This is a genomic window from Bacillus sp. JJ1532 (assembly GCF_036965085.1).
Classification (GTDB): domain Bacteria; phylum Bacillota; class Bacilli; order Bacillales; family Cytobacillaceae; genus Cytobacillus.
Genome location: NZ_JBALOW010000133.1, coordinates 1 through 11365 on the forward strand (window position 1 = coordinate 1; position 11365 = coordinate 11365).

Annotated in this window: 12 protein-coding genes; 4 read left to right on the forward strand and 8 right to left on the reverse strand. The window is 35.4% G+C overall.

Going from position 1 to position 11365, the window contains the following annotated elements; translation table 11 throughout:
* Window positions 1-832 (forward strand): MerR family transcriptional regulator (locus V7122_RS25090; RefSeq protein ID WP_335529923.1); only part of this gene is annotated, 832 nt, incomplete at its 5' end.
* Window positions 833-1164: 332 nt separating this feature from the next.
* Here V7122_RS25090 and V7122_RS25095 read toward each other — a convergent pair.
* Entirely contained in the window at window positions 1165-1674 is a 510-nt protein-coding gene (locus V7122_RS25095) for a GNAT family N-acetyltransferase (RefSeq protein WP_335529926.1), read from the reverse strand.
* A gap of 344 nt (window positions 1675-2018) precedes the next feature.
* A complete protein-coding gene (locus V7122_RS25100) occupies window positions 2019-2897 on the reverse strand; it encodes a putative RNA methyltransferase (RefSeq protein WP_335529945.1) in 879 nt (292 codons plus the stop codon).
* 570 nt (window positions 2898-3467) lie between these two features.
* Between V7122_RS25100 and V7122_RS25105 the strand changes: the two genes are divergently transcribed.
* Entirely contained in the window at window positions 3468-3593 is a 126-nt protein-coding gene (locus V7122_RS25105) for a hypothetical protein (protein ID WP_335490647.1), read from the forward strand.
* Here the strand turns inward: V7122_RS25105 and V7122_RS25110 are convergent.
* Window positions 3558-4187: a hypothetical protein gene (locus V7122_RS25110; RefSeq protein WP_335529932.1), complete on the reverse strand. Its 630-nt coding sequence runs from the start codon at window positions 4185-4187 to the stop codon at window positions 3558-3560. The two genes, V7122_RS25105 and V7122_RS25110, sit on opposite strands and share 36 nt — an antisense overlap.
* Before the next feature lie 238 nt (window positions 4188-4425).
* On the opposite strand from V7122_RS25110, the gene V7122_RS25115 reads away from it, so the two are divergent.
* Window positions 4426-4866, forward strand: a complete 441-nt coding sequence (locus V7122_RS25115) for a YaiI/YqxD family protein (RefSeq protein ID WP_335355585.1) — start codon at window positions 4426-4428, stop codon at window positions 4864-4866.
* Between the two features lie 172 nt (window positions 4867-5038).
* Here V7122_RS25115 and V7122_RS25120 read toward each other — a convergent pair whose 3' ends face one another.
* Both V7122_RS25120 and V7122_RS25125 read right to left on the reverse strand, forming a co-directional pair.
* Window positions 5039-5200 carry a DUF3934 domain-containing protein gene (locus tag V7122_RS25120; protein ID WP_335347991.1) on the reverse strand — a complete coding sequence of 54 codons (162 nt, stop codon included), beginning with the start codon at window positions 5198-5200 and terminating at the stop codon, window positions 5039-5041.
* A 446-nt stretch (window positions 5201-5646) separates the two neighbouring features.
* On the reverse strand, window positions 5647-5847 hold the full coding sequence (locus tag V7122_RS25125; protein WP_026574136.1) for a cold-shock protein: 201 nt from the start codon (window positions 5845-5847) through the stop codon (window positions 5647-5649).
* Between the two features lie 532 nt (window positions 5848-6379).
* Here V7122_RS25125 and V7122_RS25130 point away from each other — a divergent pair.
* Window positions 6380-6847 (forward strand): DUF3291 domain-containing protein, encoded by a 468-nt coding sequence (locus V7122_RS25130; protein WP_335529934.1) that lies wholly within the window; start codon window positions 6380-6382, stop codon window positions 6845-6847.
* Window positions 6848-7237: 390 nt separating this feature from the next.
* On the opposite strand, the gene V7122_RS25135 is transcribed toward V7122_RS25130, so the two are convergent.
* From V7122_RS25135 to V7122_RS25145, 3 genes are all read right to left on the reverse strand, one after another.
* A complete protein-coding gene (locus tag V7122_RS25135) occupies window positions 7238-7903 on the reverse strand; it encodes a C40 family peptidase (protein WP_335529936.1) in 666 nt (221 codons plus the stop codon).
* Window positions 7904-8519: 616 nt separating this feature from the next.
* Window positions 8520-8780 carry a hypothetical protein gene (locus V7122_RS25140; protein ID WP_335529939.1) on the reverse strand — a complete coding sequence of 87 codons (261 nt, stop codon included), beginning with the start codon at window positions 8778-8780 and terminating at the stop codon, window positions 8520-8522.
* Between the two features lie 1045 nt (window positions 8781-9825).
* Window positions 9826-11112 (reverse strand): histidine--tRNA ligase, encoded by a 1287-nt coding sequence (locus tag V7122_RS25145; protein WP_335529942.1) that lies wholly within the window; start codon window positions 11110-11112, stop codon window positions 9826-9828.
* Window positions 11113-11365 lie beyond the last annotated feature (253 nt).

Consider the following 11365-nt stretch of genomic DNA (forward strand, 5'->3'; position numbering starts at 1 on the left):
ATATTTAACTACAGGTGAATTCGCAAAGCTTTGCAAAGTTAACAAACAAACACTCTTTTACTACGATCAAATAGGTCTTCTGTCTCCAGTATTTAAAAATGAAAAAGGCTATCGTTTTTATTCAATCAACCAAATAGAGTTATTCTTTGTTATAGATTTATTAAAAGATCTTGGTATGTCACTAAATGATATTCAACAGTACACGCAAAATAAATCTCCTGAAAGTTTTTTAACTTTAATGTATCAAAAGAAAGAAGAGATTATGAAAAAGCGGCAGGAAATTCAAATGAAGGAAAAACTTATCGAAACAAAAATAACATTAATGGAGGAGGCCTCACACCTTGACTTTCATCAAATTACGCTTGAACATTTACCAGAAGCCACACTTTATTTAAGCAGAAACATTGAAAGTATTACCAATGAGGAATTTGTAGAGGTTATTTCAGAGTTTATTGGTGAATTGAACGAATTACAGCTTGATACAGGTTATCCTATAGGTGGTATAACGAAACGGGAGCAAGTTTTAAAGGGAGAATTCTCTAAGTATAGCTATTTATACATTGAGCAACCACAACCCAAAGAAGGATATCCGTATTTCCAGGCTGTAAAGGGTGATTTTCTAATTGGGTATCATATTGGAGATGATAAAAAAATACATAATACCTATAAGAGACTTATTTCAGAGATAGAACGTTTAGATTTAGCCTTAGGAGATTATGTTTTTGAAGAGTATATTTATGATACAGTTGTAAAAAACCAAAAGGAACATTTCGTTACAAAAATTATGATACAGGTAATTGAAAATATGCAGCAGAAAACTTCACTTTTATAAGGTTAGGGATTTGGATATACCCCTGTCAAGTAGACAGTGGGGTAGCGACAGGAAACGCGGATTTACAATGTTAAGGGAATTTCAATATTAAAAATCCTAATTTCTTAATTTAATGCTAAGAAATTAGGATTTTTCATTGCTCCATTAATGGAAGATCGTACTTGACCATTGCTACTAATAAGAAGATGATTTGTATTAAACAACTTGAATCATTAATTGCAGCAACTGATGGGGTAATGCGTTAAAAATTGCGACCTGCACTCACATTAATTCATGCTTTTTCTATAAGGCAGCGCTTGGAGATCGCAAATTTACCACCAAAAAATCCAATATTATGAATAGACGTGTTTAAATACCCAGTTTTTAAAGGATTGATATGCTTGTTCTTGTAATGGTTTCGGGTAAGACATTAATACAACTGAAACCGGGCTTTGCCCTTTTGCAAGTGCTGGTTGAACATAGCCCCACTGACTAAGGCTAAAGCCATTTCGTTCATAAAAACCAGCTCGCCTTTTTTCGATTTCCCCCTCTGGTGGTTCGATTTCAAGGACGATAGGTTTTGACTGCTGCTTAAGAAATGCTTGGAGTAGTTTCGACCCTAAGCCACCATTGCGAAAGCTTGCTTTAACGGCAAAATGCTCTAGGAAGATAAAATCGGGTCCTTCCCATGTGGCAAAAAAAGCAGCAAGCTGATTATCTTTTTCATAAACATATATTTGATAGTGAGGATTAGAAAGTAATGCACGTTGTGTTTGGTAGGGCCTATATTCATCACTAGGGAAAGAATCTTCAATTAATTGATAGAGGTTTTCAAATTGTTCTTCTTGTAAAATCGTTAGCATGTTATTCTCCTTACTGACTTGTTATTTTGTTATTGTTCGTGGAATTTCATAGTTATAGTGTAGCATGATGTGTTTTAATTTTAATAAGCATTTATCTTTATTAAGTCTAAATCGTAAGCTGAAGTATCTCCTTTATGGTATACGAAAATCGCATTTTGACCGAATGCAAGTAAGTCATGCGTCAACCATAGGTTTTGGTGAAGAGCCATATTAAAAAACTTCTTTACTCTTCAATCTGGCCTTATAGCTAAAGAAGGCACAATTCTATTTTAAGAATTGTGCCCGATTGCTGTATAGAAGTGATAAGAGCAGTCCAAACTGCAAGGCTGCTCTCTTCTCAAAATTTAATATTTCTTACCAATTAATATTTCCAAATCAACGGTTATTTGAGCTGAATTTGCTTCTAAGAATAATTTAGCTTGACTCTCCGTGGCCGCCCATGATAAAGGAGTCATTTGAACCAGTGTTTGAATTGATGGATTATTAAGTGTCACAGCATAACATAGTCTTGAACTATCTACTAATTTGAAATTCATATTAAATCGTTCAACAGTATTAACATTAGTATAAGATTGTTTTTTGGGTTCATCGAATATAACTTCTCTAAATTCTTTTAAATAGCCACATTGGGGAACAACTTTAACTACTAGACCATCAGCTTTTGTCAGTCTGTTAAATTCTGCATAATTTGAAGGCGACAAGATGTTCAGTATAACATCAAATTGCTTATCCTTGAATGGTGTATTGGCAAGGTCAGCAACAGCCCAAATCTTATTGGTGTAGTTCTTGGCAGCTACCAATATGCCTTCTTTAGAAAGGTCAATTCCTACTCCTTTAATTGTTTTATTATATTCAGAACTAACAATATCGCAAATAGAGGATAGGTGTGAACCCTCTCCGCATCCCATATCAATTAAAGATATTGCTCCCTTTTTAATAGTATGCTTATTTATAATTTCAGCAATTGCTTGGCTGAGTGGTTTGAAAAATCCATCCTCTATAATAAGTTTTCTTCGTGCTTCGAAAAGATCCTTGCTGTACTTAGTTTTTACCTGGTGAGTCGTCAAGTTGATATATCCTTGCTTGGTAAAATCAAATGTGTGGTTATTTGAGCAGATTAAACTTTTAAACTCAAAAACCATCATTGTTGAATGACAAATAGGACACTTAAAAATGGATTCAAAGTTACTTATATACTCCGCACTCTTCAATCTTTTATTCATTTTAAACAAAGAAGTCACCTCATTCATTCGTTTTTAGATAAATGAAAAAGGCATAGACAAATAAACCCTCCTCATATTTTGCAAAAAAATATGAATAGGATCTGAAAATAGTCTATACCTGTTACAATCTATAACGAATGAATTGAATAATCATGGAAATAACTCCTTTCGGTGGGTTAATAGGAATCTAACCCATAAATCACATTATCATGATAATCTTCTCGTTGCAAATTCATATTAGCTTTCTAAATAACCCGTTTGATTGCTTCAATGTAATACTAGTGTGAAATGACACTTCGTTCTTCCACAATCGCGCCCGATTGCTTAAAAAGTTGTGAAGTATTTCCATTCCTCTCGAATATTGTCTATGATATCCAATACTAACGATTATTCTAACATGGTTCGATCCGATACGAATCGAATAAATATCTGGGATTTCATCTTTTAATAGAGTCCAAGCAATCACCGCATTGCTTGGATTCACCAAAAACTTTGATAGTGGGAGTCGAATTCCTGCCAAAAAATTATAAACATACCTAAACAGGCGCAAAATGTGGGATGAACGTTGAGGTGGCGCAAGAATTGGAAGAAGCAGAAGGGATCACCGTGGAAATGATGATCAATAATGATGCTCCATCTTTACTGTCAGCGAAATGGTCATCAGTATGCAGGCATGAATCCGAAGGCAACCAGTAGCATTGGGACCACTATCAGGATCAAACCAAGTACCACAGGTGCGCCGACCACCCCGAGGACGGCATAGCCTCTTCGTGTGCCGTATCGCCGCGAGTAGGAGACGGCTAGGAAACCATAGCCAGCAGCGGCCAACAGGAACATAAATACGTAGCCGACGCCTGCAAGATCGATTTGGTCGGAAGTGCCCGCAAACCCAAAGATCATACCCAGCGCCTGCGTCACGCTGCCCAGGGCATATAAGCCGAGCGTGGCGAAAGCTCCCCACACCAACACGGTCATGAGTGCCGGTAGGTGAAGTTTCGGGATGTTCGCAACCGACAACAACGCCACAGCCGCGCCCAATGACTTAAAACCAACAACAAGCCAGTTCATCACCGTGATGCCGGCCGTGTACTCGGCAAGTGGACCCCCGGCGAAATGGTCAGTGACCTCGAAAACGATATTGACCACCGCAAACGCGATGCACCACAGAGCCATCAGGACCCCGATCACTGTGACACCTGGCCCCGGGGAGCGAATGGACTTGGGATGATCGGTTGAGGCCGCAGGAAAGAATGCTAGAACTAAAGACTTGAAAATCTTTTTTAAATTCATCTTTGCTATATCCTACCTTTCATGATTTACAAACAAATCCAAATCTTAAAAATCATAACAGCAAATAACTTGTTCTTAGAAGGGTCAATATCCTTATTTTCTGTAAGAGGGTTTCTCCAATGAAAAAAAGATCTTTCTTTTGTTATTTAATGATTTTAGGTAAACCATCTTTATCGTTTGACAAAGACGAAATTTGCCACTATCATCAACTCAAACTTACTTACGGGGAGAGGTAAAGATGAAAATTTATGTTGATGCAGATGCTTGTCCGGTAAAAGATATCATTATCTCTGAAGGTACGAGTGCTGAAATACCTGTTATCCTTGTTACTAGCTACTCTCATTTTTCTAATGCGGAACAACCATCAGGAGTGGAAACCATTTATGTTGATTCTGGAGCAGATGCTGCTGATTATCGGATTATAAAGTTAGTAGAAAAAGGAGATATAATCGTTACGCAAGATTATGGTCTTGCTTCGCTAGGTTTAGCAAAAGGGTGTGTGGTACTTCACCATAATGGGTCTACATATACAAATGAAAACATTGACCAATTATTACAAACACGTTATTTGAGCGCAATGGCTCGAAAAAGCGGAATGCGTACAAAGGGGCCTAAACCATTTACATCAGAAGATAGGGAGAAATTTAAGGGGCTTTTTAAAAGAGCGATTTCACATTAAAAGAACCGTTTATTTTTAAGAAAAACCTAGAAAAGTAAATTGTTACTTATATTAAACTGACCTTACCCAGCATAAAAAGAAAAAAGCGAACTCCTATAAAGGAGCTCGCACACGTTGGGTAAATAAATAATTGTATTTATTTCAGCATTCGCTATATTTCGGATAACTTAGTTTAACTTTTGCTCGTGGGGTCATTTTCAACATTTGTTTTTTTTGTACCTTTACTAACATAAGGTTTTGCACTCTTTTTTTTGTTTGCACTAGCTTGCCAACGATTCCAACCCTTCTTGTCTGTTCCTCTCCCAGTTCCACCTTTTCCTTTAGCTTTACTCATAAAATCACTCCATAATTATTCTAGGTTAAGTTACCTATCTGGTTAGTTTTGGTCATTTTACTCGGTTATTAACCAAGCATATTGCAATAAATAACATCCTTCCAGTCACTTTTTCTGTATATTCTTCCTCCATTAATGGCCCTTAACACAACGAAAGAGCGTAATTCTTGCTACAGAATCGCACCCATTTGTTGAATATCATTGCTTAATCCAACATAAGCACCTGTTTGAATTACCAAAAAAGGAGTGGTATTTTAGCCCTCTCTACAAAAAGATTTAAATTGTTTATTTAAATGTAGGAGAATTTGTGATTATGTGATACACTTTGTTTACCATTTGATTTACTGTTTTATATGTGCCCTACTCATTCGTGAGTGGGGTTCTTTGCTTATAAGATAAATAAAAAACAGACTCTATAAAGAGCCTGCTTGAGTTTGGTTTTATTATTAAGCTTTACGCACGTTAGCTGCTTGAGCTCCACGTTGACCTTGCTCAACATCGAAAGTCACAGCTTGACCTTCTTCTAAAGTTTTGAAACCTTCGCCTTGAATAGCTGAGAAATGTACGAATACGTCTTCTCCACCTTCACGCTCGATGAATCCGAAGCCTTTTTCGCTGTTAAACCATTTTACTTTACCATTTTCCATTTATGTTGCCTCCTAGTGTGAAAAACACACATTGTGTTACTATCCTTGCTCTCAGTGATCATCAAGACGAAAAGTTTTACTAAAACTATCCTTTACACCGAACAAAAATAATTCATATTTAGATTAACATTTTTCACAAGTATTTGCAAGAAGACATGCAAGCTACTATTTTACAACTCATAAATTTACACAACTGGTTTTGCATTTTTTTGTTGTTCTTATTCAGGTAGAGCGGTCTTTAATGGAATAACTAGGATTTGGACTCAATACTAGAATCATTTTGATAACAACCCAACCTGGTAGTATAAAAGGACTTTGTCCTACAAATTTTCTAAGTTCTTTATAATTATCCATTTTTGCAACTCATTTTTTAAATCTGGTGTTTAAAAAGAGTATTTTTCTACTAAATAAAGGTTCAACAAAGAAAAGCATCTGATCTACCACCACAATTAATAGTTATATAGTTCAACTAGGAATTAGTCCAGTCATTCTAGAATATATGTAGGTAAATAGTGTAATTGGAGGGGTAATTTTGGCTTTTGTTGCGATTTATACAGTTGGTAGGTTAAAACATCCAAATGAACATCCTGCCTCTCGTGAGTTTTTTGAAGTGGGAAATGAAATAATTCGACAGGCTGCTAAAACTGGGCATCTAATAAAGGAATTTTCACCTAATAGAGTACTTTTCCCTGAGAAAGCAATCAAAGGAGAAGGTTCCCCCATTCTCACACTAACAGTATGGAAAAGCCTTCAATGTTTATATCGTTTTACCTATTCAGGTCAACATAAGGAAGCTTTACGGGACAGGAACAAGTGGTTTGGACCTCTTCAAGAGAGACAACCTAATTATGTGGTGTGGTGGACGGAGAAGGTAACGGATGTTTCATGGAAGGAGGCTTTCAAGAGATACGACTTTTATATTCAACATGGAACAGATCCTTTTGCATTTGACTTTAAGCACGCATTTGATGAATTTGGGGAGACGATCTTGCTTAAATAGCTGGGGTCAATTCTCCTGCTCTGTATAGGAAGCGGAGCATCTCCTTATTGAACAAATCAGTTTAAGTGCATTTCTTCAAAATCTCACATGAATATCCAGTTTTGATTAAGAGTCTTATTCCATTAAATGGCCCGATTGTGGAGGAAGAATGCGAAAAAGTGCAAAATGGATTCTAATTTATATTTCTAATACAGCCGTTACTTCAATTATTTTTAAGTTCATTTTCTAAATCCTTAAGGAGAACATCTATATTTACAACTGCAGTATCTTCAGCCTAGCTCTTTTATTTATCGGGGCATAGGCTGTTATTGGATGGGGTTGTAGATGGTCAAAGAAAATATATACAAAAAAGACAGGGGAAAACCGCCTGTCTTTGTTTGTTGGTGTAGTTTAAGGAAGCAAACTAGGTATAACTCTTTTTGCCCCAAAATAAGCCTCTTTATAATAGCTTCCATTCATGTCACTAACAACAACGTCTAATTTGTGGTTCGCCATATGAAGTAATTTATTATCTCCAATATAAATTCCTACATGTTCAATTAGTCCGTTATGGTTACCGTCAAAGAAAACTAAATCCCCACGTTTTAGGTTTTTCCTTTCAACAGGTGTCCCCATTTCATACATATCATCTTCATTCGCTGTACCTAAGTCAATTCCGTTTTGTTTGAATATATAATGAATGAACGAAGCACAACGGAATTTAAGGGAGGCATAGTCAACTTTACCTAGATCAGCGTATTCAGCCTTTCCTATTAAGGATAAACCTGTATTGATAATCTTGTTCGTATTGACTTCTTCTTGGTTCGCTGTTTTCTCAGGCATTAACCTAATAACAGAACCTACTTGCATATTCATTGGATCAACTTTTGGGTTAAGTTCCATTAGTTTCTTATAATCCAGTCCGTAACGCTTTGCAATGAGCGAAAAAGAATCTCCTTTGTATACTTTGTAAGCTTCGAACGGCGGTTCTTTAAACATAGGCATTGCATTGGCTGGAACTGTTGCACCTCCTAGCACTCCCAAAGCTACTACACTAGCAATGATACTCTTTTTCATTTCAAAACCTCCAGTGTGGTATATTTTTAGGTCTCATGAAGTACTCTATTATATTAAGGTATATAAAACTGTAATTCTACTGGTAATTATATCTACACAAATCTTTTTTTTAAAAAAACCCTTGCATCAAATTGACGGAACCACCAATGAGAAAACATCACCAATTCTTGTTCATCATGAATATCAAATGTGTATCCATCTTCTTCTCTCATTTCTTAATAAGTGTCGATCATTTCCTGTAATCCATAATCAGTATCTTTAAATGTAAAAGATCCACAATCAATATACAGCGATTCGACCCTATACCCAATTTTGGTCTAAAAGGTTATGTTGAAGTAGTTTATCCTCCTTTTCATTTCTCCACATAGCAAAGGTAGCTAGGATATGTGGTGGTATTGCGGCCTTTAAACATTTAATCTCGTCATCCAGATATGATGTTGAGAAAAGCATTTTTTCCATCATTAAAAAAATTGGTCATTTTTTTATTTCCCCCAGTATGATATAAAAAAAGACAGGGTGGGTTATCCATCCTGTCTTTGCATAATTACTCTTTAGTTATCTAAGTTTAAATAAATCAATGTTCCCCTAAATGGTTAGACGGTTATTCGAAATGGGATTAAACGGGTCCACCGGTTGAACCTATTAAAGCTGCCGCTGGTATTTCCCATTTATCCATAATTAAGTCTTCATTATTAAAATTTCTACTTAATGCAAGAGTTACCCATTTACTCAATCGTTTGTCTTTCGGTAATCGGTCAATTGAACTAAAATTAGTTTTTTGCTCAAGAGATAAGCGATTTGTATCAATGGTATGGTTTAACTCATTTTCTTTCTGCACTAGCTTATTGAAACGTTCAGGTGCTATTTCTCGCATCATTGCCATAGGTCTGATGTTGAGAAAATACAGCCAAAACAACTAGTACGGTTTCAGCCAAGCAAGTACGCTGGATGTGGAAGAAATCTTCTTTTCTCATATTCGTCCCAAATCCTCTATTCTGACCAATCAATCACTGGCCGCCAAGCGTGTACAAGTCTCATATTGGTATTACAGGCATGTATTTCAGTTTCGAAATACATTGCTCTGTTAGGAGACTCTTCTCTTCGTTCACCAGTAATTACAAGAATCTTTTTATCTTTACATCTTGGATAATTATTTAATACCCTACGAAAGACATCAATTTTCACATATGGTGAACACCATCTGACTCTTAAATCAGGACTCATTGCAAGCCATTTATGCCTTGTACTTTTTTTACCATTCCTTGTAGGTAGCTTAACTATTTCTCTGTTATCACAGTAATAAACGTCATCAGTAAGACTATCCTTTCTCATAAGTTCGTTATAAATTCCACCCTCATGCCACTGAAATGATGTTTTTATTCCAAAATGTTGTCCAACAGTTTCGATATAGCTTTATGTAACTGGCCAATCCATATACTCAATTAAATCATCATGACCACCATCGACTGATTGATGCCACATTTCAATTTTCTGAGTACTTATACCAAGATCAAGAAGGTAAAACAAGCAAATTTTTTATCAAGACCTAAATTTTATAAAATAGATAAATTAAAGGGCATTACATATTAGTCATATAAAATATGTAATGCCCTTTCTTATTCAACAATCGCGCCTGATCGTATTATAAGTTTAGCCAGTTTTTACTGGTTGAACTTTTTTATTTGGTTTTATTATAGCGGTAGTCTGAATAGAACATAGCGCCCGTGGGACTTGATCCCGTTAGCAAAACTGTTCACTCCCTACTTGTATAAGCATGTTTCAGGCTGGTTGGGACAATGATCCCGTTTTGCTGAAATCACTGAAACTTCTATTGGCTGGCTTTATTGAATAATTATAATATGGAACCTAACCTAAAATAATTCGATTCTGCTTTAACTAATGCTATTGTTCAATAAGAAAAGTTATTTATTAAATAGGAAACCTTCAGTTTTTTCTTCACCAGTTAACATATCTTTAATTTTAAATTGATTATTTTTTACTTCTTCCTCTCCAATTATGATAACGTTACGTACTTTCTCTTTATTTGCTTTATCTAAGGCTTTACCTAACTTCTTGTTCCCCATTTCCAATTCTACCGTATACCCTTTTTCTCTTAAATAACTTGCTGCTAATAATGATTCTTTTTGAGTATTCATTGGTATAATGTAAAAATCGACATTCGATTCTTCTAGCGTGCTATCCTTCGATAATTGTATAGCGGTATAAATGACATCTAAACCAAATGATATTCCAACCGTAGAGAATTTCTCATTTGTACCAATGAGTCCACCAATTGCATTGTCGTATCTACCTCCACTGCCAATGCTAGACTTGATGGTTTTGTCTGTTAAAAAAACTTCATAAATAGTGCCAGTATATATCTTTAATCCTCTTGCTAAGAACGGATTAAATACACATTTACCATTAACACCTAGGAAAGCTAAATAGGATTCCAGTTCTTTCAATTCTTCTAATCCTTCTTCAACTTGTTTATTTTGTTTTGTAAAAGGCTCAAAGTAGCTATAACTTTTATTATTTTTATCGTTCAAAAACTGTTTAATGGATTGGACAGTAGAAGGTGAAAGACCTTGTTCAGTCAACTCCGATGTTACCGTTTCTAATCCTACTTTTTCAAGTTTATCAAGGATTAAAACAACCTTATTTATTTTGTCCTCATCTGTATTAAACACTTCTAACATACCCGTTAATAATTTCCGATTGTTATATTGAATCATTACCTTTAACCCGAGCTTACGGAATACATCTAAAGCCATAACCATCAATTCTGCTTCAGCAATTTGTGATTCCACTCCCACAATATCAACATCACATTGAGTAAACTCACGAAAACGTCCCGCTTTGATTGGACCATCTCTGAATACTTTACCAATTTCATATCTCTTAAAAGGCATCCTCAATGTTGGGTTCATAGCAACAACTTTTGCAAAGGGAATAGTAAGGTCGTATCGTAAAGCTAAATCCCTTTCTCCTCTATCCGTTAATGTGTACATTTCTTCTAATATTTCAGCACCTCCACCATATTTTGAAGCGAGCAATTCCGTGTAATTTAATATAGGTGTTTCGAGGGGTTTACATCCGTATTGGATAAATACGTCTTCTAAAGTTCTTCTAATATTTCTTCGTACTACTTCATCATTAGGTAAATAATCTTGTGTACCCTTCACATTTTGATAATCCATTTTCTTCATATTTCTTTACCTCCAAATATTTTTAATAAATAAAAAAACCGCACCTGATTTAAGTGTTGAACTTAATCAAATACGGTTTTAATGATAAATAGCCTTCCTATTGACGATTATTAAAATCGAATAGCAAGGCTACTTGATATGATGATGTAATTGTGAGAACGACATAATAATCTTATAAGAACGCATTATACTCACCTCTAATTTCCATTAATATACTATACGATAAAGTTATTTTCAACATAAATATCCAGTT

Bases quoted from the DNA above. Each gene is read 5' to 3' on its own strand.
- V7122_RS25095 (WP_335529926.1), bottom strand. From the start codon at position 1,674: ATGCTAACGATTTTACAAGAAGAACAATTTGAAAACCTCTATCAATTA.
- V7122_RS25100 (WP_335529945.1), bottom strand. From the start codon at position 2,897: ATGAATAAAAGATTGAAGAGTGCGGAGTATATAAGTAACTTTGAATCC.
- V7122_RS25110 (WP_335529932.1), bottom strand. From the start codon at position 4,187: ATGAATTTAAAAAAGATTTTCAAGTCTTTAGTTCTAGCATTCTTTCCT.
- V7122_RS25115 (WP_335355585.1), top strand. From the start codon at position 4,426: ATGAAAATTTATGTTGATGCAGATGCTTGTCCGGTAAAAGATATCATT.
- V7122_RS25120 (WP_335347991.1), bottom strand. From the start codon at position 5,200: ATGAGTAAAGCTAAAGGAAAAGGTGGAACTGGGAGAGGAACAGACAAG.
- V7122_RS25125 (WP_026574136.1), bottom strand. From the start codon at position 5,847: ATGGAAAATGGTAAAGTAAAATGGTTTAACAGCGAAAAAGGCTTCGGA.
- V7122_RS25135 (WP_335529936.1), bottom strand. From the start codon at position 7,903: ATGAAAAAGAGTATCATTGCTAGTGTAGTAGCTTTGGGAGTGCTAGGA.
- V7122_RS25140 (WP_335529939.1), bottom strand. From the start codon at position 8,780: ATGATGCGAGAAATAGCACCTGAACGTTTCAATAAGCTAGTGCAGAAA.
- V7122_RS25145 (WP_335529942.1), bottom strand. From the start codon at position 11,112: ATGAAGAAAATGGATTATCAAAATGTGAAGGGTACACAAGATTATTTA.